The 24,019-nt window shown below is 65.9% G+C and carries 22 protein-coding genes; 14 read left to right on the top strand and 8 right to left on the bottom strand.

Annotated elements, in window-relative coordinates; genetic code table 11:
- The 6 genes from VGR99_RS16465 to VGR99_RS16440 all read left to right on the top strand — a co-directional run bounded on the left by VGR99_RS16465 (position 1) and on the right by VGR99_RS16440 (position 5,408).
- Positions 1-1,512: a tripartite tricarboxylate transporter permease gene (locus VGR99_RS16465; protein ID WP_326899647.1), complete on the top strand. Its 1,512-nt coding sequence runs from the start codon at positions 1-3 to the stop codon at positions 1,510-1,512.
- A gap of 89 nt (positions 1,513-1,601) precedes the next feature.
- Positions 1,602-1,916, top strand: a complete 315-nt coding sequence (locus VGR99_RS16460; RefSeq protein WP_326899646.1) for a nucleotidyltransferase family protein — start codon at positions 1,602-1,604, stop codon at positions 1,914-1,916.
- Positions 1,917-2,258, top strand: a complete 342-nt coding sequence (locus tag VGR99_RS16455) for a DUF86 domain-containing protein (RefSeq protein ID WP_326899645.1) — start codon at positions 1,917-1,919, stop codon at positions 2,256-2,258.
- Between the two features lie 28 nt (positions 2,259-2,286).
- Entirely contained in the window at positions 2,287-3,273 is a 987-nt protein-coding gene (gene meaB, locus VGR99_RS16450) for a methylmalonyl Co-A mutase-associated GTPase MeaB (RefSeq protein ID WP_326899644.1), read from the top strand.
- Positions 3,270-3,944, top strand: a complete 675-nt coding sequence (locus VGR99_RS16445) for a pyroglutamyl-peptidase I (RefSeq protein WP_326899643.1) — start codon at positions 3,270-3,272, stop codon at positions 3,942-3,944. Before meaB ends, VGR99_RS16445 begins: the two co-directional genes overlap by 4 nt.
- A 93-nt stretch (positions 3,945-4,037) precedes the next feature.
- Positions 4,038-5,408, top strand: coding sequence for a TIGR03808 family TAT-translocated repetitive protein (locus VGR99_RS16440; protein ID WP_326899642.1), 1,371 nt, complete (start codon positions 4,038-4,040; stop codon positions 5,406-5,408).
- On the opposite strand, the gene VGR99_RS16435 is transcribed toward VGR99_RS16440, so the two are convergent.
- The 4 genes from VGR99_RS16435 to VGR99_RS16420 all read right to left on the bottom strand — a co-directional run bounded on the left by VGR99_RS16435 (position 5,405) and on the right by VGR99_RS16420 (position 9,674).
- Positions 5,405-6,178: a TIGR03809 family protein gene (locus VGR99_RS16435; protein WP_326899641.1), complete on the bottom strand. Its 774-nt coding sequence runs from the start codon at positions 6,176-6,178 to the stop codon at positions 5,405-5,407. The two genes, VGR99_RS16440 and VGR99_RS16435, sit on opposite strands and share 4 nt — an antisense overlap.
- A gap of 512 nt (positions 6,179-6,690) precedes the next feature.
- Entirely contained in the window at positions 6,691-8,397 is a 1,707-nt protein-coding gene (locus tag VGR99_RS16430; protein WP_326899640.1) for a S8 family serine peptidase, read from the bottom strand.
- 15 nt (positions 8,398-8,412) lie between these two features.
- The gene (locus tag VGR99_RS16425) at positions 8,413-9,108 is read right to left on the bottom strand and encodes a hypothetical protein (protein ID WP_326899639.1); all 696 of its coding nucleotides are present in this window, start codon (positions 9,106-9,108) and stop codon (positions 8,413-8,415) included.
- Positions 9,105-9,674, bottom strand: a complete 570-nt coding sequence (locus VGR99_RS16420) for a sigma-70 family RNA polymerase sigma factor (RefSeq protein WP_326899638.1) — start codon at positions 9,672-9,674, stop codon at positions 9,105-9,107. Before VGR99_RS16420 ends, VGR99_RS16425 begins: the two co-directional genes overlap by 4 nt.
- A gap of 439 nt (positions 9,675-10,113) precedes the next feature.
- On the opposite strand from VGR99_RS16420, the gene VGR99_RS16415 reads away from it, so the two are divergent.
- Entirely contained in the window at positions 10,114-11,271 is a 1,158-nt protein-coding gene (locus VGR99_RS16415; RefSeq protein ID WP_326899637.1) for a GGDEF domain-containing protein, read from the top strand.
- 60 nt (positions 11,272-11,331) lie between these two features.
- Entirely contained in the window at positions 11,332-12,432 is a 1,101-nt protein-coding gene (locus tag VGR99_RS16410; protein WP_326899636.1) for a DUF2336 domain-containing protein, read from the top strand.
- 11 nt (positions 12,433-12,443) lie between these two features.
- On the opposite strand, the gene VGR99_RS16405 is transcribed toward VGR99_RS16410, so the two are convergent.
- Complete coding sequence (locus tag VGR99_RS16405; protein ID WP_326899635.1) at positions 12,444-13,082, bottom strand: DUF1109 domain-containing protein; 639 nt, start codon at positions 13,080-13,082, stop codon at positions 12,444-12,446.
- A gap of 2 nt (positions 13,083-13,084) precedes the next feature.
- The gene (locus VGR99_RS16400; RefSeq protein WP_326899634.1) at positions 13,085-13,630 is read right to left on the bottom strand and encodes a sigma-70 family RNA polymerase sigma factor; all 546 of its coding nucleotides are present in this window, start codon (positions 13,628-13,630) and stop codon (positions 13,085-13,087) included.
- Positions 13,631-13,920: 290 nt separating this feature from the next.
- On the opposite strand from VGR99_RS16400, the gene VGR99_RS16395 reads away from it, so the two are divergent.
- The 6 genes from VGR99_RS16395 (at position 13,921) to VGR99_RS16370 (ending at position 19,500) form a co-directional block, all read left to right on the top strand.
- Positions 13,921-14,589 carry a hypothetical protein gene (locus tag VGR99_RS16395; protein ID WP_326899633.1) on the top strand — a complete coding sequence of 223 codons (669 nt, stop codon included), beginning with the start codon at positions 13,921-13,923 and terminating at the stop codon, positions 14,587-14,589.
- A gap of 132 nt (positions 14,590-14,721) precedes the next feature.
- On the top strand, positions 14,722-15,501 hold the full coding sequence (locus VGR99_RS16390) for an enoyl-CoA hydratase (RefSeq protein ID WP_326899632.1): 780 nt from the start codon (positions 14,722-14,724) through the stop codon (positions 15,499-15,501).
- Positions 15,502-15,688: 187 nt separating this feature from the next.
- Positions 15,689-17,119 (top strand): TolC family outer membrane protein, encoded by a 1,431-nt coding sequence (locus VGR99_RS16385; protein ID WP_414645125.1) that lies wholly within the window; start codon positions 15,689-15,691, stop codon positions 17,117-17,119.
- Positions 17,120-17,144: 25 nt separating this feature from the next.
- A complete protein-coding gene (locus VGR99_RS16380) occupies positions 17,145-17,702 on the top strand; it encodes a hypothetical protein (protein ID WP_326899779.1) in 558 nt (185 codons plus the stop codon).
- Positions 17,703-17,743: 41 nt separating this feature from the next.
- A complete protein-coding gene (locus tag VGR99_RS16375; RefSeq protein WP_326899630.1) occupies positions 17,744-18,655 on the top strand; it encodes an amidohydrolase family protein in 912 nt (303 codons plus the stop codon).
- 215 nt (positions 18,656-18,870) lie between these two features.
- Positions 18,871-19,500, top strand: a complete 630-nt coding sequence (locus tag VGR99_RS16370) for a LysE family translocator (RefSeq protein ID WP_326899629.1) — start codon at positions 18,871-18,873, stop codon at positions 19,498-19,500.
- A gap of 6 nt (positions 19,501-19,506) precedes the next feature.
- Here VGR99_RS16370 and VGR99_RS16365 read toward each other — a convergent pair whose 3' ends face one another.
- Both VGR99_RS16365 and VGR99_RS16360 read right to left on the bottom strand, forming a co-directional pair.
- The gene (locus VGR99_RS16365; RefSeq protein ID WP_326899628.1) at positions 19,507-22,623 is read right to left on the bottom strand and encodes a CusA/CzcA family heavy metal efflux RND transporter; all 3,117 of its coding nucleotides are present in this window, start codon (positions 22,621-22,623) and stop codon (positions 19,507-19,509) included.
- Positions 22,624-22,660: 37 nt separating this feature from the next.
- Positions 22,661-23,905, bottom strand: a complete 1,245-nt coding sequence (locus tag VGR99_RS16360; protein ID WP_326899627.1) for an efflux RND transporter periplasmic adaptor subunit — start codon at positions 23,903-23,905, stop codon at positions 22,661-22,663.
- Positions 23,906-24,019: the final 114 nt, after the last annotated feature.

Raw genomic sequence — 24,019 nt, 5'->3', positions numbered from 1 at the left:
ATGCTGAAAACCCTGCTCGAAGCCTTTGCGCTGATCTCCACCTGGGAGGTCATTATCGCGATGTTTGCGGCTTCCGTGTACGGCCTCGTGATCGGCTCGCTGCCGGGCCTGTCGGCGACGATGGCGACCGCCCTGCTCGTCCCCGTCACCTTCTATTTGTCGCCGATCGCGGCGATCGCGACCATCGTGGCGGCGTCCTCGATGGCGATCTTCTCCGGCGACATTCCCGGCGCGCTGTTGCGCATTCCCGGCACGCCCGCCTCCGCCGCCTATGCGGACGAGGCCTATGCGATGACGCGCAAGGGCCAGGCCGAGCTCGCGCTGGGTGCCGGCGTCTGGTTCTCCGCCGTCGGTGGCATTGCCGGCGTGCTGTCGCTGATGATTTTGGCGCCGCCGCTCGCCGAGATCGCGCTGTCGTTCTCGACCTTCGAATATTTCTGGCTGGCGCTGCTCGGCCTGATGTGCGCCACGCTGGTCGCGCGCTCCTCACCGGTGAAGGCGATCGCCGGCATGTTCCTCGGCCTGCTCGTCTCCTGCATCGGCATCGAGAATCCCGGCGGCGTGCCGCGCTTCACCTTCGGCATGACGGATCTGTTCGGCGGCATCGAACCGATCCCGGCGCTGGTCGGCGTGTTCGCGGTGGCGCAGGTGATGCGCGCGATGCTGACGCCGGAGCCGCCGCCGCTGCCCCGGCGCAAGTTCGGAAGCATCATGGCCGGCCAATGGCTGCTGACGAAGAAGTATCACTGGCAGATGACGCGCGGGAACATCGTCGGCATCATCATCGGCGTGCTGCCCGGCGCCGGCGCCGACATGGCCGCCTGGGTCTCCTACGCGATGTCGAAACGCTTCTCCAAGGAGAAGGAAAAGTTCGGCACCGGCCATGTCGAGGGCTTGGTCGAGGCCGGCGCCAGCAACAATGCCAGCATCGCCTCCGGCTGGGTGCCCTCGCTGCTGTTCGGCATCCCCGGCGACACCATCGCCGCGATCGCGATCGGCGTGCTCTACATGAAGGGCCTCAACCCCGGCCCGACGCTGTTCACCGAGAAGGCGTCGAGCATGTACGCGATCTATCTGATGTTCATCATCGCGAACATTCTGATGATCCCGCTCGGCATCGCCATGATCCGCGTCGCCGCCTACATCCTGCTGGCGCCGCGCTCCACCGTGATGCCGATCATCATGCTGTGCTGCGCGGTCGGCTCGTTCGCGATCGGCAACAACATGTTCGGCGTCGTCACCGTCGCCGCCTTCGGCGTGATCGGCTATGTCATGGAAGCCAACGGCTATCCCGTCGCCGCGATGGTGCTCGGAATCGTCATGGGCACCATGGTCGAGCAGGCTTTCGTGACCTCGCTGATCAAGTCCGACGGCAGCATCCTGCCGTTTTTCGAGCGTCCGGTCGCCGCCATCCTCGCCGCCATGGCGATCGGCGCACTGCTCTGGCCGGTGATGATCTGGGTCTGGCGCAAGGTGAAACCGGCGCAAACGGCGGCGGCAACGCCCCGGTGATATCGGGCGGGCGGCCCTCGCCTGCCCCGCCGCAGGCAGCCGAGTTGGCCGCGCTGGGCCAGGCGACTGCTCTGTGCTAATATTCAGCCATGGCCGATGTCGCAGACGTTCCGCTCCAAACCCTTGTCGGGAAGCTCCGAGAGCTTGCTCCCGCCTTGAGGGCTGCGGGCGTGAAGCGGCTATACATCTTTGGATCGCGAGCCCGCGGTGACGCGCGGCCCGACAGCGACCTGGATGTTCTCGTCGAAACGACCTCGCGCGAGGAGACACCTCGTTTCGATTTCTTCAAAGTCTTGCGTCTGATCGAGGACGAGGTGGGTCTCACGACACAAATTTCAATGCGAAACCTGCTGAAGCCCCGCATTGCCGAACGGATCGCGGACGATCTGGTCGAGGTGTTCTAGATGCCGCCGACCGCGGAAGACCGGTTGCGGGACATTCTTGAAGCGATCGTCGAGATCGAGGCGTTGCTCGCAGGCTACAACTTCGACCTCTTCACTGCGGACAAGATGCGACGCATGGCGACAGAACGCTATCTTGAAATCATCTGTGAAGCCGCCCGGCGCTTGACTGACACGATCAAGAAGGACGCGCCGGAGATCGACTGGCAAAGAATGGTCGATTTCGGCAACCACTTACGCCACGCCTATCATGCAACAGACGTGGGGATTGTGTGGGAGATCGTTCAAGATCACCTCCCACCGTTGAAATCTTTCGTTGAACGGTGCATTCGGGCATCCAACTGATAACCCATCCACACGCTCGCATGCAACGATGACCAGTCCCAAGACGCTCGACATCAAATCCCTCGCCCGCGACCTGCGCGCCGGCAGCCGTGCGGCGCTGGCGCGGGCGATCACGCTGGTGGAGAGCCGGCGCGGCGACCACCAGGCACTGGCGCGCGAGCTGGTGCAGATGCTGCTGCCCGACACCGGCAGGGCGTTTCGCGTCGGCATCACCGGCTCGCCCGGGGTCGGCAAATCCACCACCATCGACGCGCTCGGGACCTATCTGATCGAACAGGGCAACAAGGTCGCGGTGCTCGCGGTCGATCCGTCCTCGGCGCGCAGCGGCGGCTCGATCCTCGGCGACAAGACGCGGATGGCGCGGCTGTCGGCCTCCGACGATGCCTTCATCCGCCCCTCGCCGTCCTCGGGCACGCTCGGCGGCGTCGCCGCAAAGACCCGCGAGGCGATGCTGCTCTGCGAGGCCGCGGGCTTCGACGTCGTGCTGGTCGAGACCGTCGGCATCGGCCAGTCCGAGACCGCGGTCTGCGACATGACCGACTTCTTTCTCGCCTTGATGCTACCGGGCGGCGGCGACGAATTGCAGGGCATCAAGAAGGGCCTGGTCGAGCTCGCCGACATGATCGCGATCAACAAGGCCGACGGCGACAATCTCAAGCGCGCCAACATTACCGCCGCCGACTATCGCGGTGCGCTGCATATTCTCAGCCCCCGCTCCGAGCACTGGCATCCGCCCGTGATCACCTACTCGGCGATGGCCGGCACCGGCATCGCCGAGCTCTGGCAGAAGGTTCTGGATCACCGCACGGCGATGAACGCATCCGGCGATTTCGCCGCGCGGCGGCGCGACCAGCAGGTGAAATGGATGTGGTCGATGCTGGAGCAGCGCATGCTGGCGCGGCTGCGCAGCGAGGCATCGGTGCGCACGAAGGTGCGGAAGATCGAGGCCGAAGTGGCCGACGGCCATCTCACGCCGGCGCTCGCCGCCGAACAGATTCTGGGGTTGCTGCAATGAGCGAAAAGCTGCGCATTCTGCTCACCGGCTTCGGGCCGTTTCCCGGCGCGCCCCATAACCCGACGCAGCCGCTGGTGGCGCGGCTGGCGCAATTGCGCCGTCCGGCGCTCGACGATGTCGCGCTATCGAGCCACATCTTCCCGGTCACCTATGCCGCGGTGGACCGGCAATTGCCCGAGGTGCTCGCGAAGCAGAAGCCGGATGCGCTGCTGATGTTCGGCCTCGCCGCGCGCACGCCTTATTTGCGTGTCGAGACCCGCGCGCGCAACGCCGTCACCATGCTCTGGCCCGATGCCGCCAACACCCGCTCGAGCAAGCGCGGCATTGCCGGCCACGCTGACGCGATGATGTTCGGTCCGCACACCGCGAGACTGCTGCGCGCCGCGCGCCTCACCGGCATCGACGCGCGCGCCTCGCGCGATGCCGGCGCCTATCTCTGCAACTATCTGAGCTGGCGTGCGATCGAGAACGTCAAGGCCGGCGGGCCGCAGCTCGCGGCGTTCATCCACATTCCCCTGCTGGCGCGCAGCGGCGCTGTGCGCCGCAAGGGCGCGCCGCGCATCACGCTGGAGGAGTTGGTGGATGCGGGGGAAGCGATGCTGATGGAGATGGTGGGGCTGGCGCGGAAGCGGCGGCACACGCCGGCCCCCACGGCACCTGCGCTGGGGTAAACATTTAACCCTACCGCGAACAATCCCCGCGCCCCCGCCCGCCCTGCGCTACCTAATCCTCCGCGGACCGCCGCGTCCGCCGGAGGACGCGTCATGGACCTCAATCGCCGCCATCTCATCGGAGCTTCCACCGCCGGTATCGCGGGCGCTCTCGCCATGCCTGTTGATGCCGCGCGCGCGGCGCCGCTGACGTCGCTGCTCGGCCGCGATGCCACGCAATATGGCGTGCGGCCCGGCAGCAGCGAGGACCAGACGCGCGCGCTCCAGCGCGCCATCGACGAAGCCGCACGCGCGCAGATGCCGCTGGCGCTGGCGCCGGGCGTGTACCGCACCGGATTGCTGCGGCTGCCGAATGGCGCGCAGTTGATCGGCGTGCGCGGCGCGACGAAACTCATCTTCACCGGCGGGGCCTCGGCGATCCAGAGCGACGGCTCTGACGCGATCAGCCTCACCGGCATCACCTTCGACGGCGGCGGCATTCCGCTGCCGACGCGGCGCGGGCTGATCCATGTCCTCGGCGGGCGCGACGTCCGCATCACCGATTGCGAGATCGCGAACTCCGGCGGCAGCGGCATCTGGCTCGAGCAAGTGTCCGGCGACATCTCCGGCAACATCTTCACCAAGATCGCGGCGACGGCGGTGGTCTCGTTCGACGCCAGGGGCCTCGGCGTCTCCCGCAACACCATCATCGGCACCAGCGACAACGGCATCGAGATCCTGCGCACCGCGATCGGCGATGACGGCACGCTGGTCAATGATAACCGCATCGAGGACATCAAGGCCGGCCCCGGCGGCTCCGGCCAGTACGGCAACGCCATCAACGCCTTCCGCGCCGGCAACGTGATCGTGCGCGGCAACCGGATCAGGAACTGCGACTACTCGGCGGTGCGCGGCAACTCGGCCTCCAACATCCACATCACGGGTAACAGCGTCAGCGACGTGCGCGAGGTCGCGCTCTATTCCGAGTTCGCGTTCGAGGCCGCCGTGATCGCCAACAACATTGTGGACGGCGCCGCCGTCGGCGTCTCCGTCTGCAATTTCAACGAAGGCGGCCGCATCGCGGTGGTTCAGGGCAACATCATCCGCAATCTGATCCCGAAGCGGCCGATCGGCACCGCGCCTGATGACGACGCCGGTGTCGGCATCTACATCGAGGCTGACACATCCGTGACCGGCAACGTGATCGAGAATGCGCCCTCCTACGGCATCGTCGCCGGCTGGGGCAAATATCTGCGCGACGTCGCGATCACCGGCAATGTGATCCGCAAGGCACTGGCCGGCGTCGGCGTCTCCGTGGTGCCGGGCGCCGGCACCGCGCTCGTCAACAACAACATGATCTCGGAAACCCCGCGCGGCGCCGTGGTCGGCCTCGACCACGCACGCGCGGTGACGTCCGACCTGTCGGCCGACGGCGCACAGCGCTTTGCGCAGGTGGTGATCGGCGGGAATGCCGTGCGGCGCTAGAACGCGTTCCGCAGCAGCGGGTACTTCGCTTGCAGGCCGTCGAGGCTGAGGGTGAATTCGACGACGCGCTCGGGGGCTGCGACGATCTCGGTGGCGGGCGGGGCGAACTGCGGCAGGAGCGCGGCCATCGCGGCTGGCTGGGCCGCCGGTGCCTTCACGGCAGGGGCGGCACGCGGCGCCACCGCTGCGGAGGCCGCGACCTGTGGCTTCACGGCGGGTGCGATGAACGGCGGCAGAGCGGCGGGCGCGGCGGCCGGTGACTTCACGGTCGGCGCGGAGAGCGGAGCCCTTGCAGCGGGCGCCTTGAGCGGCGGCACCTCGGCAGGCGCGGTGAAAGATGCGAACCTGGCGGCCGCCACGCGCGGTGAGACCGGAGCCCGGGGTACGAGCGGGGCTTCCGTGACTTCGGGGAGGACTTCCAGCTTGGGCGCGAGCTTTGCCGGCACGGCGGTCTCGGGCGCGATCTTGACGGCCTTCTGGACGGCCTTGGGCTGCATGGTCTGCGCCTCGCGCGGGAACACGCGGGGCATGGTTGCCGGCGACCAGCCGAAGGCGGGCGAGACGCTCGCTGCCGCTGCGGCGACGTCGCCCCCGGTGGCGAGCGCCCGCCAGGTCTGGACGGCGCGTTTGGCTTCCTGGATGTTTTCGAGGAATGCGATCTCGGAGTGGTAGCGGCGCCAGCGTCCGGTCTCGAACATTTCGGAGAGGTGTTCCAGCCGCTGCTCGGCGAGTGCGCACCAGCGCGCTGCAACGTCGCGGCCAGGGGCCACGGCACGAACAGACTCTTGGCGATGTGTCATGAAACAGCCCGTCGGGAGAAAAATACGGACGCGACGCAACGCACACGAATCAATTTAGAAGCGACATGAATATTTTGTGGAAAAGTTTTGACTTGTCCAGCAACTGCACGGTGCTGGTCACAAAACACCGTAGTTGCCCGGTCAATTCCTGCACTTTCGAGTCAAGCTTCGCGCAAGCATGGCGGATTTTCGCGGCGCGAACCCGCCAATGACGACCGACGCGCACGCGGTCCTTCAACCGCAAGCTGAACGAACGCGACGCTTCAAAGAAACAGACGCCCAAAAAGAAAAGACCCGTCCGGGGGGACAACCGGACGGGTCGAGCCATATGGGCGCTTGGGGTGGATGGGCGCTCGCGCCTGATATGACTGATGGGGAGGGATGACCGCTCCCACATAATTTGGTCGTGGCAGCAGGCTGAACGTTCAAATCGGGAGTTCGAATTTTTAACCTTTGGCGCGCGCGCAAAGTTGTCGCAGCGGCTATCGCGCCGCCGGCCTATCCGCCTGAGAAACCGCAGCTTTATCGTCCGCGCTCGACAGCGAGGGTTGCTCGATCGCGCGAATGCCGGGCTCTGCGCGCGGCTTGCCTTCATCTTCACGTTTTGTTGTACCGGACGCAGTCGCAACCGGCGTCGCGCTGTCGGCGGGAACAGCCGTCACCGCAGCAAACGCATCGGCCTCGCCGTCGCCGAACAGATCATCACGCCCGGGTGAACCGAGGTCGCGCGCAGTCTTCGCCAGCGTCATGCGCAGCGCTTCCGGCTTGAGCGCGTAGTTGCGCTCGAGCAGCAGCGCCGCGACGCCGGAGACATAGGCGGCCGAGAACGAGGTTCCCGACGTGATCTGGTATTTCCCGTCGGGCGCCGGCAGGAAGATGTCGACGCCGGGCGCGGCCAGCGCGATGTAATTGCCGCGGTTCGAGGCGGTAAACAGCTTGTCCTGCTGGTCGGTCGCGCTCACCGCAATCACGTTGGGATTGGCGGCCGGATAGAGCGGCGGCGATTTCGCACCCGCATTGCCGGCGGCCGCGATCAGCACCAGGCCGCGTGCGGCGGTGGCGGCAATGGCGCGCTCGATCACGGCATCCTTCGGCCCGGCAAAGCTCATATTGACGATCTGCGCGCCGTGCTCGGCGGCATAATTGAGCGAGCGCAGGATGATGTAGGACGAGCTCTCGGCGCCGCCCGTGGTGCCGCCGAAGGCGCGGATCGCGATGATGCGCGCCTCGGGCGCGCTGCCCATCAGCCTGGCATGCGCCACGATCGCGCCGGCGATGCCGGTGCCGTGGACGTGCGCCCCCTCGGTGCTGCCGAGCGCGTCGAAATTGTCGGAGATGGAATTGGCGAGTTCGGGATGCTTGGCGTCGATGCCGGAATCGATCACGGCAACCGTGACGTTGGCGCCGTGCGCCAGCGTATGCGCCTGCGGCAGGCGCAGCTTGGCCAGCGCATATTGCGCCGGATCGCCTTCGGTCGGAATCGTCGCCTTCTGGTCCTGGAGCAGGTAGCGGAAGTTCGGCTGGACCGAGCGAACGCTGCCGTCGGCGGCGAATTCGCGCCGCACGGTCTCGGAGGCACGGCCGTCGGTGATGCGGAACAGACCGAACGTCGCCCCGATCAGCGGGAAATTCTCCGATGCAACGCGCGCAAGGCCGTGGCGGCGCGCAAGCGCGTCGGCTTCGGCGACCGACAGCGCGCCGTCGATCTCGGCGACGAATTCGCCCGCGAAGCTGCGCTGGCTCACCGCCACCGGCGTGTTGTTATTGCCACGCCCCTTGCTCGCGCTCTTCTTGCCCGATTTCCCGGTCCCCTCGCCGCCCGCATTGGGCTCGGCAAGGCATTCGCCGTCGGCGTCGCGATAGGCGGCCGTGCACGACGGATAGAGGTTCGGCGAGTAGCGCACATGGGGCAGCACCGGCATCACCGGCGCGATCCGGGCCGAAGGAATCCGTGCGACCGCTGTCGTCGTGGTGGTGACCGTGCGTGGACCGCGACCAACGCTCACCGCCCGCGCAGCGACGGTGGGAGAGATGGTCGGCGTGCGCGAGGGAACGCTGATCGTGGGCGTGCGCATGATCGCCTGCGCCTCCGCCACCTCGACGCCGAGGCAGGCGGCGAGCAGCAGCGCGGCTCCGGCCGAGGAAACATAGGCCCCGGCTCGCACTCTGCTCTCGGACTTGCGCGTCATCGGTTCAGGGGCGCCTTACGGCGCCGCCACGGCGAGATTGACGAACTTCTCGCGCTGCATCCTGCCGAGCAGCGAGGCAAGCTCGTCCTGGCTCATCGCCTTGTCGAACTGGAGGCGGAACATGCCGCCCTTGGCATCGCCGATGATCGACGCCTGGTAGCTGTCGAGCAATGCGGTGATGTCGGCAACCCGCGCCTCGGGCGTGAAGCGCACCAGCGCGCGTGCCGGTGCGACGGATGCACCAAGCTCGCGCGTGATCGGCGCGCCGGTCGATAGCGAGGCGGTCTGGAAGGTCGCGGTCTGGGTCTTCATCAGCACCGCGCCGATGATGCCGGCCTGGAGCAGCAGCGCGATGGCGCCGAGGCTCGCCGACCAGGCCAGCGTGCGCGGCGACAGGCTCGCAAAGAAGGTCGAGATGCGCGTGGAGAGCGGCAGCGACGCAGGCACCTGCGCCGGCTCGGCGTCGATCGCGGCGAACAGCTTCTGCATCGCGCGCGCCGACGGAGCGCCCAGGCTCTCGTTCAGATGAATGGTCTCTTCGTACTCGCCGCGGATCGCGGCGTACTGCCTGGCAAGCTCCGGATCACGCGCCAGCGCGTCCTCGACGCGGCGGGCGTCACGCGCATTCAGCGTTCCGGCGGCGTGCCAGGGCAGCAGCAGTTCAATTTCACTGGGCTCTTGCTCCAGCATCTTCTTGCTCAATGCCATCATGGCCAGCCTCGCTCAACGCCGGCTGCCTTCAGCAGTTCGGCCAGTTTCTTGCGCGCATAGAACAAGCGCGTCTTTACAGTGTTCTCCGGAATGCCGACGATTTCAGCCACCTCTTCCACGGACTTCTCGTGGTAGTAGACGAGATCGACGATTTCCCGATGTTCCGGCGTGAGGCCCGTCAGACACTCACGCAACGCTTCACTGGTATCCTTTTTCTGCACCGCGATTTCCGGATCGTCGGACGAATCCTCGATCGCGTTGGCAGCTTCTTCGTCCAACCCAACGTCCTTCCTGCGCCGGAGCGCCGAGAGGGCCTTGAATCGGGTGATTGCCAGCAGCCAGGTGGAAACGGCGGATCGGCCTTCGAACTTGCCGGCTTGACGCCAGACGTCCAGAAACACCTCGCTGATGAGGTCTTCCGCCGCCTGCTCGTCCCGCACGAGCCGAAGCCCGAACCGGTAAACCCTGACGTGGTGCCGCCCGTACAGCACCTGCATGGCGAGCCGGTCACCTTGAGCGATCCTGGCGATCAGGACCTCGTCCGAAGCCGCCTGTGTCACGCTCAATGCCCGTCTCGCAAAGTTGGTCGGGTCGATACGGCGGACGGTTCGACGGGAGGGGCAAAATTGTTCAACTTACCGCAGTCATACGGGAGCTTGTGTGATCTACCACACATACGCGTATTTTTCTCGTCCCACCCGCGGCGGTTGGCCGCCTCGATCCAGATCGGTAACATAATACTGAAACACTTTCTTGCGGAGCGCCAGCCCGGCATGGGCGGGCCGACCAGGTCCGGTTCCATAGCAGTCCTGCACGACGTATGTCTCACGAAGCCCAGCTTTGGCTCGACCGCATCGCAAACGATGCCTAATTGCCGGCAAAAATCCCCTGCCGGACGATCTCACCCTGTTCTGCGTTGCACGGTTCGGATTCGGTTGCAAAGGATACCAAACCTAAAGGCTTGCCACGTAGATTTTTGGGCTGAGCTCCACCATTGGCGGGACCATGAGCACGGCCGCGACGTCCTTTCCGGAGAGGAATGCCGCTGAGATCGCGGATCTCGTCCTCACGTCCGAAGCGGCCCTGCCCGAGGTGCTGATGCGCCGGGCCCGGCAGCGCCGCCAGATGTATATCGGCCAGGTCGCAAGCTACTCGCTCGGCGCCTTCGTCCTGCTGCTCTACGGCTATGACGGCACCGTTGCGATGCACGTGCCGTCGCTGTTCTGGGTCGGCGGTCTCTCGATCATCGGCATCTTCGTCGTGATGTCGGAGGCCGGCGTCGGCGACCGCTTCACCGACCACTATCTCACCGTCTTCCAGATCTCGGCGCATATGGCGCTGCAGTTCGTGTTTCTGATCTCGGTCCCGACGATCGGCATCGCCTTCATCAGCGTGCTGTTCCTGATCTTCGCCTTCGGCACCCTGCGGATGACCTCGGCCCAGGCCATGTTCACCTGGGCGGTCGCGACCGCGGCTCTCGCTGCGGTGTTCCTCGCCTCCGACCTGCCGATCGGCATGCCGGTCACCACCAGGCTGCAGCGGCTTGCCTCGATGCTGTGCTTCGTGCTGGTGATCGGCCAGTGCGCCTTCCTCGGCCTGTTCGGCGCCACGCTGCGCAAGATCCTGTATCGGCGCAGCATCGAGCTGAAGGATGCCTATCGGCGCATCGAGGAACTGGCCGAACTCGACGAGCTGACCGGCTCCTACAATCGCCGCTGCATCATGCGTCTTCTCGACGCAGAGATCGAGAAGTCACGGCAGGCCTCCGCGCCTTGCGCGATCGCGCTGATCGATCTCGACTGGTTCAAGCGCATCAACGACGCCCACGGCCATCCCGTCGGCGACGAGGTGCTGCGCACCTTCGCCATCACCATTTTCGCCAATATCCGCCCGGCCGACTGCTTTGGCCGCTACGGCGGCGAGGAATTTCTGCTGCTGCTGCCGGACACCACAAGCGAGGCCGCCTCGCGCATGATGGAGCGCCTGCGCGCCATCGTCGCCGATCTCGACTGGAGCGCGTTCTCCGCTGGCATGCGCGTGACGATTTCCGCGGGCGTCGTGACGCTGCGCGATGCCGATACTGCCGACACGTTTCTCGCGCGCGCCGACAGCGCGCTCTATTCCGCCAAGGCGCAAGGGCGCAACCGAATTGCAATGAGCTGACCAATCCATTTTCCCCCGGCGCGCCAAAGGCGGCCGGACCAAACGCTCCAGGACAGGGCAATGAGATCGAAATCCGCCAAAACTTCCGAGAACCTGCTTGAGGAACTGCAGGCCGCGCTCTCGCACGGCACCGTTGCGCGCCGGGTCGAGACGCTTCGCCGCGTCACGGATCTCTTCCTGGGCAACGCGGTGGACTATTCCGAGGAGCACCTCGACGTGTTCGACGACGTGTTCCAGTGCCTGATCGAGCAGATCGAGACCTCGGCTCGCGCCCTGCTCGCCGACCGCCTCGCGCCGATCGCAGCGGCGCCGCCGAAGATCATCCGCACGCTCGCGCTCGACGAGGTCATCGATGTTGCCGGCCCCGTGCTGACGAAATCGGAACGACTGGACGAGGCGACCCTGATCGAGATCGCGCGCACGCGCGGCCAGGCCCATCTGAAGGCGATCTCGCTGCGCCGGGTGCTGTCGGAAGCGTTGACCGACGTGCTGGTGACGCGCGGCAACGAGGACGTGGTGCAATCGACCGTGAGCAATCCGGGCGCACAGCTCTCCGAGGGAAGCCTCACCGACCTCGTCACGCGCGCCGAACGCGACGACGATCTCGCCACCTGTATCGGCCTGCGGCCCGACCTGCCGCGCCATCATTATCTGAAGCTGATTGCGAAGGCCTCGCTGAGCGTGCGCCGGAAGCTCGAAGCCGCCCATCCTGAGCTCGCGGCCGAGGTCTCGAGCGTGGTCCAGGAAGCGGCCCAGCGGATCCGCGCCGCCGCGATGACCAGGCAGACCGAGATGGCGCGCGCGCTGGTGAAGTCGCTGCATGAGGACGGCCGCCTCAACGAATTCCAGGTCACCACCTTCGCCGAGCAGGGCAAGTTCGACGAGACCAATGCGGGGCTTGCGGCACTCGCGGGCGTCGCGGTCGAGACTGCCGAGACCATGATGATCGAGAGCCGCACCGAGGGCGTGATGATCCTCGCCAAGGTCGCAGGCATGCAATGGACGAGCGTGCGCGCGATCATCGCGATGCGCGAGAAGCTCTCCGGCGGCTCGCAGACCGACATGCTGATGCTGCGCGATACCTATGAGGCGCTGCGCCCTTCGACCGCGCAGCAGGTGCTGCGCTTCCACCGCATGCAGAACACCACGCCGGCGGCCTGAAGCCGCCGGATTTAGTACCGCAGAACCCGCGAGCCGACCGCAGCGCCGATCGCGGTCACCAGCGCGGTTGCGATCGTGTACCAGGTCGCGACGAACAGCGGTGAATCGTCGGTGCAGTGCGAGGCATAGAGCGTTGCGGCAAGCCCGGCCGACACCAGGCCGGCGAGCGCACCGGCGAGCGCAGGGCGCGACGGTGCGCCGTGGCGCAGGCCGAACAGCGCGCCCGCGAGCAGCGGCAGCGACATTGCGGGAATGGCCGTCAGGCAGGCCCTGGAGTTCTTGCCCACCAGCCGCATCGTCATCGGCATCGCCGGCGCCATCATCGCCTCGCTGCCGATCGCGACCGCGAGCAGGCCGACCGGCAGCAGCAACAGCCAGCCCCAGCCGCGCATCAGGGCTTCGGGCCGCGACAGGTGCAGGCTGACGATGATCGCGGGGATCGCAAGCGACAGCGTGACCGCGAACTTCATGTCGAAGAACGGATTGTGCATCGCGCTCATCACGTCGGCGCGCACGCCGAGGAAGGTCGCGAAGATCAGGATCGACAGAGGCGCGGCCACCAGCAGCGCCATGGTCAGCACGGCGCCGACGCGCGGCGCGCGGTGGGCGTTGTCGGCCGCCAGCGAGCGAATGAGTTGATCGGTATCCATGACTAATGGTCCCGCAGTTTGGCTGTCAGTGCTGCAAGTCCGCGATGCAGCGCGACCCGCACCGCACCTTCGCTCATCGAAAACTTTGCCGCCGTGTCCTTGATCGAGGCGGCCTCGACCGCGATCGACTGCAACACGTCGCGCTGGCGCTGCGGCAGCGTGTTCAGCTGCGTCGCGACCTCGGCCGCCGACGCCGTCTCCTCCGGCATCTCGCCCGGCAGCGTCTCGGCGAAATCGTCGATGTCGACGAAAACCCGCCGGCCCCGCCGCCTCAGCGTATCGATCAGCTTGTTGCGGGCGATCGCAAACAGCCACGGGGCGAAGGGGGCCTCGCTGTCCCAGGTGTGCCGCTTCAGATGCACCGCCAACAGAATTTCCTGCACGATATCCTCGGCCTGATCAGGGGGCTGCCCGGCCCGTGCCAGGCCCCGCCTCGCAGCAGCGCGCAGCACCGGCGTGACCGCCTTCAGCAGGCGATGATAAGCCGCATCATCACCCGCCATGGCCGACCGCATCAGGCCGGTCCATTCGTCCTCACGTCCGCGCACGCGCGCCCTCACCATGTAATTCGGCCGCTCTTTCAGATTGTTACGCGGGCACCGGCCAGATCACGAATTCGTGATCAAAACCTTGCCTCGCCATCCGATGCGGCCGTCAAACCCGTGACGGGCTCATAACACCGATCCGTTCCGACCGCACCCGGCGCTCCCACCGCGGGAGGACGGTTCGCCAAGCTTTTGCCCCGTCCTGCCCGAAGATTCCCATTTTCTGCCCCGCTGTCGTCACGCCCCGGGGTCTCTGTTCGGCCCGGGCGGGCGGAATTGGGGAGATCGTCAACATGATGAAAGCCAGCGGACACGCGGCGTTGATCCTTCTTGCCGGGCTTTTCTTGATGTTCGGCGGCGCTGTACAGGCAGCGCCCAGCGCGACCGACAAGTCGGACAGCGCGAGCAAACAGACCGATGTGGCCAGGTCAGCCAAGCCTCGGCGCCACGCCTCGCGCCATCGCGACAGCGGCAAGGACAGCGTCAAGACTGCGCAGAAATCCGACGACAAGGCCGAGAAGAAAGCCGCCTCACCACAGACTGGTGATCCAGCCAAGGCTGAGAGCAATGCACAGGCCTCCAGCCAGATGCCGCCGGAGGTCGCCAACGCCCGTGCGCAGCTTGCTGCCGCTGACACCCCCGCTGCCGCGGCTTCCGCGATGACCAATCGCGCCAACGACAATGTGCAGGCGGCGGCGGATAATACCGCTGTCCCGAATGCCGAGACCCAGGCGGCGGCGCCGGATCAGCTCAATGACATCGACCGCACGCTGCAGCAGGACAACCCGCCCGCGCCGAAGGCAGTGATCGCCGCGACCGACGCGCAGCCGCGGCCGGCACCTGTCATGGCGAGCAGCCATCAAAGCTCGGCCTGGGACCAAAGCTCCCTGATCGGCAAGATCTTCATCGGTGTCGGCACGCTGCTGACGCTGGCCTCCGCCGTGCGGATGTTCATGGCCTAGTTTCGTGGCCTGATTTCTAGCACGTCCCGTCCGGAGCTCGCGTCTTGCCGCGTGTTCCGGACCGCCCTTGGGCCTTGAAGCCATCCGCGTCAGCGGGCACATTGCCCGCCCAATCAAACGCGTGGGTGGAGCATGAGCACGTTCGAACACATCATCGTCGAAAGCATCGGTGCGGTCGGCATCATCAAGCTGAACCGGCCGAAGATGCTGAACGCGCTCTCCTTCGGCGTCTTCCGCGAGATCGCCGCCGCCGTCGACGATCTCGAGGCCGATGACGCCATCGGCTGCATCGTCGTGACCGGCAGCGAGAAGGCCTTTGCCGCCGGCGCCGACATCAAGGAGATGCAGCCGAAGGGCTTCATCGACATGTTCTCCGAGGACTTTGCCGCGATCGGCGGCGACCGCGTCGCGCGCTGCCGGAAGCCGACCATCGCGGCGGTTTCGGGCTACGCGCTCGGCGGCGGCTGCGAGCTCGCCATGATGTGCGACTTCATCATCGCCTCGGACACCGCAAAATTCGGTCAGCCCGAGATCACGCTCGGCACCATTCCCGGCATCGGCGGCACCCAGCGCCTGACCCGCGCGATCGGCAAGTCCAAGGCGATGGATCTCTGCCTCACCGGCCGCATGATGGATGCGGCGGAAGCCGAGCGCTCGGGCCTCGTCAGCCGCATCGTGCCTGCGGACAAGCTGATGGAAGAGGTGATGGCCGCCGCCGAGAAGATCGCCGCGATGTCGCGCCCCGCGGCCGCCATGGCCAAGGAAGCGGTGAACCGCGCCTTCGAGACCACGCTCGCCGAGGGCATGAGCGTCGAGCGCAACCTGTTCCACTCGACCTTTGCGCTGGAAGACCGCTCCGAGGGCATGGCTGCGTTCATCGAGAAGCGCAAGCCGGTGAACAAGAACCGTTAAAGCCGGCGCGGTAAGGCTGGTGTAAGACTGTGCGGTCTTCCCGCAGAAACCCTGTGACGCACCTGCAACAAGCACGGAATACATGGGGGTTTTCCCCGCGGCAGTTTGCCTGCGGGACCTCGGCTGGCTAAACAGTTAAGAGAGCCGCCGTCGGCGGGGGCGGACAGCCGGGGTTGAGCGGGATTACATGATTGGGCGTGCCGCCAGAGCTGGTCGCGTGATGACGCGACGTCGACCGGGCGTGGGTCCTGTACTTGCGACATGGACCACGCTGGCGCTCTGCTGCGCCCTGCCCTCCGCCGCATGGGCCGAAGCCCTGCCCGAGGCGCTCGCCAAGGCCTACCAGACCAATCCGCAGCTCAATGCCGAACGGGCGCGGCAACGCGCCACGGACGAGAACGTGCCGCAGGCGCTGGCCGGCTACCGGCCGCAGATCGTGGCGAGCCTCAGCGCCGGCCTGCAATCGGTGCGCAATCTCCTGCCCGACAACACCATCCAGACCACCAATCTGAAGCCGTGGATCATCGGCGTCACCGTGACGCAGACCCTGTTCAACGGCTTCCGTACCGCCAACAACGTGCGCGCCGCGGAACTCCAGGTGCAGTCGGGCCGGGAAGCGCTGCGCAATGTCGGCCAGGGCGTGCTGCTCGACGCGGTCACCGCCTACACCAACGTGCTCGCCAACCAGTCGCTGGTCGAGGCGCAGCGCTCCAACGTTGCGTTCCTGCGCGAGACGCTGGCGGTCACCCAGCGCCGCCTCAACGCCGGCGACGTCACGCCGACCGACACTGCCCAGTCCGAAGCCCGCCTCAACCGCGGCCTTGCCGATCTCAACGCTGCGGAAGTTGCACTCGCGGTCAGCCAGGCCACCTATGCGCAAGTGATCGGCAACCCGCCGTCGCAGCTCCGGGCCGCCGAGGTCGTCGACCGCTATTTGCCGAAAAGCCGCGAAGACGCGACGACGATGGCGATCCGCCAGCATCCCGCCGTGATGGCGGCCGGCTTCGACGTCGACGTCGCCTCCACCAACATCCGCGTCGCCGAAGGCACGCTGCTGCCGAGCGCCAGCGTCCAGGGGAGCGCCAGCAAGAGCCGCAACAACGATCCAACGGTCGGAACCCTCGCCGAGGACCAGGCCTCGATCGTCGCCAATGTCACCGTGCCGATCTACGACGGCGGCCAGGCGGCTGCGCAGACCCGGCAGGCCAAGGAGATCACGGCGCAGAGCCGGCTCGTGCTCGACCAGGTGCGCAACCAGGCGCGCACGGCGGCGGTGAGCGCGTGGGTTGCCAATGAAGGCGCCAAGATCGCGGTCTCGGCCTCGGAGTCCGAGGTGAAGGCAGCAACCGTGGCGCTGCAGGGCGTGCAGCGCGAGGCCGCCGGCGGACAGCGCACGACGGTGGACGTGCTGAACTCGCAGGCCGATCTGATCCAGGCCAAGGCCCGTCTGATCGGCGCGCTGCGCGACCGCGTCATCGCCTCCTACACGCTGCTCAGCGCTGTCGGCCATCTCGACGTCAAGACCTTGAGCCTGAACACGCCGGACTACCTGCCCGAGGTGCACTACCAGCAGGTCCGCGACGCCTGGCACGGCCTGCGCACGCCCTCGGGGCAGTAACTTCAAATCGATTGGCCTGGTGCCGATGAAGAGCCGCCGCATCCATCTGATGGGAGCTTCGGGCTCAGGTGTCACGACGCTCGGTCGCGCGCTCGCGGGGCGGCTTGCGCTGCCGCATCACGACAGCGACGACTATTTCTGGCTGCCGACCGTGCCGCCATACCAGACCACGCGCCCCGCCGCCGAGCGCCTGCGCCTGATGCGCGAGATGTTCCTGCCGCGGCACGACTGGGTATTGAGCGGAACCGCCAGCGGCTGGGGCGACGAACTCGTCGCGTATTTCGACCTCGTCGTCTTCGTGGTCACGCCGCGCGAACTACGGTTGAAGCGTTTGCGGGCTCGCGAGGCCGCGCATTTCGGTGCTGATGCTGTCGCGCCCGGCGGCTGGCGTCATGAGGAGACCGAAGCCTTCATCGAATGGGCCTCGCACTACGAAGCCGGGGATCGCGAAGGCCGCAGCCTCGCAACGCACGAGGCCTGGGTTGCCGGCCTGCCCTGCCCGCTCGTGCGCGTCGACGGCTCGCGCCCGCTTGCGGAGTTGGTCGAGCAGCTATGCAGCGTCGTAGCAGGACTGCCGGGCTGATGTGATATCGTGCGCGCGTCTTCCCCGCCGCCGGAGCAGCCATGACCGACGAGATTTACGCGCGCGCAGCGCAACCCGCGACGCCGATCAATTTCGACGTCCCGGCACATGCCTGCGACTGTCACACTCATATCCATGGCGATGTCGAGCAATTTCCGTTCTTTGCGGGGCGCGTCTATACGCCGGGACCGGCAAGCCCCGAGGAAATGGCGACGCTGCACAAGGCGCTGCATATCGCGCGCGTCGTGATCGTCACGCCGAGCGTCTACGGCACCGACAATTCCTCCAGCCTGTTCGGGATGAAGGCGCGCGGCACGACCGCGCGCGGGGTGGCCGTGATCGACGACAAGACCACGGAAGCTCAGCTCGATGCGATGCAAGCAGACGGCTTTCGCGGCATCCGCATTAATCTTGCAACCGACGGCGTCAACAATCCCAAGGTCGGCCGTGCGCGCTTCACCGCGGCCGTCGAGCGCATGAAGGCGCGCGGCTGGCACGTGCAGCTCTACACCACGCTGCCGTTGATCTCGGCGATCAAGGACCTGGTGCTGGCCGCGCCGGTGCCCGCCGTGTTCGATCATTTCGGCGGCCTCGAGGCTCCGCTCGGGCTGGAGCAGCCGGGATTTTCCGACCTCGTCGCGCTCGTCAAATCCGGCAAGGCCTATGTGAAGATCTCCGGCGCCTATCGCTCGTCGAAACTCGCGCCTGACTACCAGGACATGGTGCCCTATGCGCGTGCGCTGATCGCGGCGAACCCCGATCGCATCGTCTGGGGCACCGACTGGCCGCATCCGGATTCGAGCCGCGTCGAGGGACGCAAGGCCACCGACATCGCGCCGCTCTACCAGATCGATGATGGCCGCCTGCTCAACCAGCTGCCGGTGTGGGCGCCGGAGGCGGATGTGCGCAAGAAGATCCTGGTCGACAACCCGGCGCAGCTCTACGGATTCTGATTCGCGAACGCGCGCGCGAGGTTCAGGCATCACCTCGCGCGAAACGCGAACTGGTTCCGCGTCACGCAACGGAACCGTTGTCGCGAGAGCACAACGCGGCAACGATTCACACGAACGTGTTAGCGCGCTCGTGCGCTTTTCAGCTGTTTGGTTGAAGCGACGATTTGTTTTCGCCGGTACGCACACGCACAGATTTCATCTGTTCGTGCGGTCGCATGCCTTTATCGCATTATCTTGCCGCGCTGTTTTCCGGCGTGGGAATTGGTTTCACCGTCGCTGCGCCCATCGGGCCCATGGGCATGTTGTGCATCCAGCGCACATTGGCGTCGGGCATGGCCACGGGTCTTGCAACCGGCTTTGGTGCCGCGACCGTGCATCTCGCCTACAGCGCCTTTGCAGTTCTGGGCCTCGGCTCGCTGGCGCAGCCATGGGTCGAGGCGAACGCGGCGGGCTTCGGCATCGTCTCGGCGCTGACGCTGCTATGGTTTGCGATACGCACGCATCGCGGTTCGATCGCGCTTCAGGAGACAAGCGAGATCGACAATGTCCGCCTCGCCCGCGCCTATCTCAGCGCCATCGCGCTGGGTCTGGCCAATCCGCTCACGGTCATCCTGTTCCTGGCGGCCCTGCATGCGTTCTCGACGCAATCCGCAGCGCCGCCGCTGGTCGCAGGTGTGTTCGTCGGCTCCGCGATCTGGTGGACGGTGCTGAGCACGATGGTCGCGACGGCGAGGTCACGTCTGACGCCGCGCATGCTGTTGCTCAGCAGCCGGTTCGCGAGCCTGATGCTGCTGGGGCTCGGGACTACGATGCTGCTGCGGATTGCGCAGCGGATGTTTGGTTAGAAACCCTCAGCGCGCGCGGCGCGAGAAGAAGGAGATCAGGACCGGCAAAGTCACGAGGATCACGACTGGCGCCAGCATCATGCCGGTGACCACGACGACCGCGAGCGGCTTCTGCACCTGCGAGCCGATGCCTTCCGACAGCGCGGCAGGCAGCAGGCCGACGCCGGCGACGACGCAAGTCATCAGCACGGGCCGAAGCTGGAGCTCGCCGGTGCGGATCACCGCGCTCATCCGGTCCATGCCCTCTTCGATCAGCTGGTTGAACTGCGACAGGATGATGATTCCGTCCATCACGGCGATGCCGAACAGCGCGATGAAGCCGATCGCCGCGGAAACGCTGAAGGCCGTGCCGGTGATCAACAGGCCCAGCACGCCGCCGAAGATCGCCATCGGGATCACGCTCATGGCGAGCAGCGTGTCGGTCATCGAGCCGAAATTGAACCAGAGCAGGATGCCGATCAGTGCCAGCGAGATCGGCACCACGATCGACAGCCGCCGGATCGCGTCCTGGAGATTGCCGAACTCGCCGACCCACTCCATGTGCGAGCCGGGCGGCAGCTGCACCTGGTCGGCGATCTTCTGCTGCGCCTCGCGGATGGCGCTGCCGAGATCGCGCTCACGCACCGAGAACTTGATCGGCAGGTAGCGTTCCTGCTGCTCGCGATAGATGTAGGCCGCGCCCGAGACCAGGCTGATGGTGGCGACTTCGCTCAGGGGAATCTGCGTGACGGTGCCGTTCGGCCCGGGCGCGCCGATCCGCAAATTCTGGATCACCTCGGCGCTCCGGCGGTATTCCGGCGCGAGGCGCACGATGATCGGGAAATGGCGGTCGGAGCCCGGCTCGTAGAGATCGCCCGCGGTGTCGCCGCCGATGGCGACCTTGATGGTGGCGTTGATGTCGCCCGGCGCAAGGCCGTAGCGCGCGGCCTTGGCGCGGTTGATGTCGATCTGGATGGTCGGCTGGCCGAGCGAGGTAAACACCGCAAGGTCGGTGACGCCCTGCACCGTCGACAGCACCTGCTTGATCTTGTTGGCGGTGTCGGTCAGCGCCTGCAGGTCGCTGCCGAACAGCTTGATCGAGTTCTCGCCCTTCACGCCGGAGACGGCTTCCGAGACGTTGTCCTGGAGATATTGCGAGAAGTTGAACTCGACGCCGGGGAAACGGTCGTCGAGCTGCTTGAGCAATTGCGCGGTCAGCTCATCCTTGTCGCGGGTGCCGGGCCATTGGCTGACGGGCTTGAGCGGGGCGAAGAACTCGGCGTTGAAGAAGCCGGCGGCGTCGGTGCCGTCGTCGGGACGGCCGTGCTGCGACACCACGGATTCCACCTCGGGCCGGGCGCGGATCACCTTGCGCATCTCGTTGACGTAGGAATTGCCTTCCTGCAGCGAGATGGTGGGCGGCAGCGTGGCGCGGATCCAGAGATTGCCCTCTTCCAGCTTGGGCAGGAATTCGAGGCCGAGCAGCCGGCTGAGTGCGACCGTCATCACCACGAGGCCGACCGCGGCACCAAGCATGATGTTGCGATTGGCCACCGCCCAGTTCAGCACCGGCATGTAGATGCGGTGCAGGATCTGCATCACCTTGGTCTCGGTCTCCTCGACATGCGCCGGCAGGATGATCGCCGACAGCGCCGGGGTGACGGTGAAGGTGGCCAGCAGGCCTCCGGCGAGCGCATAGGCATAGGTGCGCGCCATCGGTCCGAAGATGTTGCCTTCGACGCCGGAGAGCGTGAACAGCGGTATGAACGCCGCGATGATGATCGCCGCGGCGAAGAAGATCGAGCGCGACACGTCGGCGGCGGCGCTGAGGATGGCGTGGCTCTTCATGCCGAACAGCGTCTCGGGCGACATATGCTCGGATTCCGATACCGGCGTCGTCTGCGTCAGGCGTCGGAAGATCGCCTCGACCATGATGACAGTCGCGTCGACGATGAGGCCGAAGTCGATCGCGCCGACCGACAGCAAATTGGCCGATTCCCCGCGCAGCACCAGGATGATCACGGCGAAGAACAGCGCAAACGGTATCGTGGCGCCGACGATCAGCGCGCTACGGAGATCGCCGAGGAAGATCCATTGCAGCAACACGATCAAGAGAATGCCGACCACCATGTTGTGCAGCACGGTGTGGGTGGTGAGCTCGATCAGGTCGCCACGGTCGTAGATGCGCTCGATGCGCACGCCGGGCGGCAGGATGCTGGAATTGTTGATGGTCTGGACGAGTTGATGGACGCGCTTGATGGTCGGCGAGCTCTGCTCGCCGCGGCGCATCAGCACGATGCCCTGCACGATGTCGTCGGAATCGTCGAGGCCGGCGATGCCGAGACGCGGCTTCTGCCCGACGGTGACCGTGGCGACGTCCTTGACCAGTACCGGATTGCCGTTGGTCTGGGCGATCATGGTGTTGGCGAGGTCGTCGATCGACTTGATCAGGCCGACGCCGCGCACCACGGCCGATTGCTGGCCGATGTTGACGGTGTTGCCGCCGACATTGACGTTGGAATTGCTGACCGCCTGGAGCACCTGCGGCAGCGTCAGGCCGTTGGCGACGAGCTTGTTGTTGTCGACCTGGAGCTCGTAGGTCTTGCTCTTGCCGCCCCACCCCGTGACGTCGATCACGCCGGGCACGGCGCGGAAACGGCGCTGCAGAACCCAGTCCTGGATGGTCTTGAGGTCGAGCACGCTGTAGTTCGGCGGGCCGACCAGACGGTAGCGGAAGATTTCGCCGATCGGGCTCAGCGGCGAGATCTGCGGCTGCACGTTGCCCGGCAGCGGCGCGAGCTGCGCGAGGCGGTTCAGGACCTGCTGCAACGCCTCGTCGTAGGTGTAGGCGAAAGAGAACTGGAGTTTGACGTCGGAGAGGCCGTAGAGCGAGATGGTGCGGATGGTGGTGAGGTTCTTCAGACCCGCAACCTGGGTCTCGATCGGGATCGTGATGTAGCGCTCGATCTCCTCGGCCGACAGGCCCGGGCTCTGCGTCACGATGTCGACCATCGGCGGGGTCGGGTCGGGATAGGCCTCGATGTTGAGCTGGTTGAACGCAATCAAGCCGCCGACGAGAACGGCGACGAACATGCCGACCATCAGGAAGCGCCGGTTGACGGCAAGTGCGACGAGGCGATCCATTCAGGTCTTCAGCTTGTCTTGTTTCTTGGGTCGCTGGTCAGCTACCGGACGCCGCGCGGTCGATGAACAGGCTGCCCTTGACGACGATCTGCTCACCGGGCTTCAGATTGCTGGTGACCTCGACGAGGTTGCCGTTGATCAGGCCGGTCTTGATCTCGCGCAGCTCGACCGATTTGTCCTCGCGCGCGACCCAGAGCCGGACCTTGTCGGCTTCATAGATCAACGCCTGCTTCGGCACCGCGGGAGCGGCGCGATCGCCGGCCGAATAGATCGTGACGTTGGCGAACATTTCCGGCTTGAGCAGGCCGTCCTTGTTGTCGATGGTGGCGCGAACCAGCAGACGACGCGTGTTCGGATCGATCGCCGCGGCGACGTAGTTGATCCTGGCGGTCAGCGGACGGCCCGGCAGCGCCATCACGTTGACGGTGATATCCTGCCCGATGCACACCGCGGCCGCGTCGCTCTCGCGCACGAAAGCGGTGAGCCAGACCGTGGAGAGATCGCCGACCACGAACACCGGATCGCTGGCACCGGCGCTCACAAACTGGCCGGGGCCGATCTTGCGCTGCACGACGGTGCCTGCGATCGGTGAGTAGATCGTGATCTCCCGATCGATGACGCCCTTGTCCTGGAACGTCTTGATGGTCTCGTCGGTGTAGCCGAGAATCCGCAGCTTGTTGCGTGCGGCTTCCAGCGCCGTCACCGAGGAGCGCATGTCGTTCTGAGCCTGGACCTGGGTCGTTTCCGCCTGCTGATAGTCCTTCAGCGGAATGGCGCGGCCCTCGTAAAGATCCTTGGCGCGCCTGAACTGGATGTCGGCGAGATCGATCGCCGACCTCGCCTTGTTCTGCGCAGTCATCGCGGCGATGAAATCGTTCTGGGCCTGCACGGTGTCGGCGGCCTCGATTGTGAACAGCGGTTGACCTTGGGTCAGGGTCTCGCCCGGCTTGGCAAACAGCTTGGTGACCCGGCCGGCATAGGGCGAGAACACCGGCGTGGAACGATCCTCGTCGACCGCGACCTTGCCCTCGGTGACATATTCGGCCCGGAAGGTCTTGGCCTTGACGGTCTCGATCGTCAGCGTCGCCCATTCGGACGCTGTCGGCGTGAAATTCTGCGCATTCCTGCGCGACTGGCTGGAGATCTCGGAGTGGCTCTTGTCCTTGGTCCCCGCATAGAGAAAGCCATAGGCACCGGCGCCGGCAAGTGCCAGTAAAACTACGGATGTGATAATCCGTTGTTTTGTAAACACCTGCAATCGCTTGGTATTTTCAACTACCATGGGGCCCGGTCGTATCTGCGACGATCTTGGCAGACGCCTGCCTTATCGGTCGCGCTAATAGTGCTGAATTGGGATTTCAAACAACCTAAAAAACGCCTCGCACCTTTCGAACTG

The organism is Bradyrhizobium sp. (assembly GCF_035935975.1).
Lineage (GTDB): Bacteria > Pseudomonadota > Alphaproteobacteria > Rhizobiales > Xanthobacteraceae > Bradyrhizobium.
This window is presented reverse-complemented; position numbering and strand designations above follow the sequence as displayed.

Excerpts from the sequence above, each read along its gene's own strand:
- VGR99_RS16445 (WP_326899643.1), top strand. The coding sequence starts at position 3,270 with ATGAGCGAAAAGCTGCGCATTCTGCTCACCGGCTTCGGGCCGTTTCCC.
- VGR99_RS16395 (WP_326899633.1), top strand. The coding sequence starts at position 13,921 with ATGATGAAAGCCAGCGGACACGCGGCGTTGATCCTTCTTGCCGGGCTT.
- VGR99_RS16465 (WP_326899647.1), top strand. The coding sequence starts at position 1 with ATGCTGAAAACCCTGCTCGAAGCCTTTGCGCTGATCTCCACCTGGGAG.
- VGR99_RS16415 (WP_326899637.1), top strand. The coding sequence starts at position 10,114 with ATGAGCACGGCCGCGACGTCCTTTCCGGAGAGGAATGCCGCTGAGATC.
- meaB (WP_326899644.1), top strand. The coding sequence starts at position 2,287 with ATGACCAGTCCCAAGACGCTCGACATCAAATCCCTCGCCCGCGACCTG.
- VGR99_RS16380 (WP_326899779.1), top strand. The coding sequence starts at position 17,145 with ATGAAGAGCCGCCGCATCCATCTGATGGGAGCTTCGGGCTCAGGTGTC.
- VGR99_RS16455 (WP_326899645.1), top strand. The coding sequence starts at position 1,917 with ATGCCGCCGACCGCGGAAGACCGGTTGCGGGACATTCTTGAAGCGATC.
- VGR99_RS16385 (WP_414645125.1), top strand. The coding sequence starts at position 15,689 with ATGATTGGGCGTGCCGCCAGAGCTGGTCGCGTGATGACGCGACGTCGA.
- VGR99_RS16365 (WP_326899628.1), bottom strand. The coding sequence starts at position 22,623 with ATGGATCGCCTCGTCGCACTTGCCGTCAACCGGCGCTTCCTGATGGTC.
- VGR99_RS16425 (WP_326899639.1), bottom strand. The coding sequence starts at position 9,108 with ATGATGGCATTGAGCAAGAAGATGCTGGAGCAAGAGCCCAGTGAAATT.
- VGR99_RS16460 (WP_326899646.1), top strand. The coding sequence starts at position 1,602 with ATGGCCGATGTCGCAGACGTTCCGCTCCAAACCCTTGTCGGGAAGCTC.
- VGR99_RS16410 (WP_326899636.1), top strand. The coding sequence starts at position 11,332 with ATGAGATCGAAATCCGCCAAAACTTCCGAGAACCTGCTTGAGGAACTG.
- VGR99_RS16430 (WP_326899640.1), bottom strand. The coding sequence starts at position 8,397 with ATGACGCGCAAGTCCGAGAGCAGAGTGCGAGCCGGGGCCTATGTTTCC.
- VGR99_RS16405 (WP_326899635.1), bottom strand. The coding sequence starts at position 13,082 with ATGGATACCGATCAACTCATTCGCTCGCTGGCGGCCGACAACGCCCAC.
- VGR99_RS16360 (WP_326899627.1), bottom strand. The coding sequence starts at position 23,905 with ATGGTAGTTGAAAATACCAAGCGATTGCAGGTGTTTACAAAACAACGG.
- VGR99_RS16375 (WP_326899630.1), top strand. The coding sequence starts at position 17,744 with ATGACCGACGAGATTTACGCGCGCGCAGCGCAACCCGCGACGCCGATC.
- VGR99_RS16440 (WP_326899642.1), top strand. The coding sequence starts at position 4,038 with ATGGACCTCAATCGCCGCCATCTCATCGGAGCTTCCACCGCCGGTATC.
- VGR99_RS16370 (WP_326899629.1), top strand. The coding sequence starts at position 18,871 with ATGCCTTTATCGCATTATCTTGCCGCGCTGTTTTCCGGCGTGGGAATT.
- VGR99_RS16390 (WP_326899632.1), top strand. The coding sequence starts at position 14,722 with ATGAGCACGTTCGAACACATCATCGTCGAAAGCATCGGTGCGGTCGGC.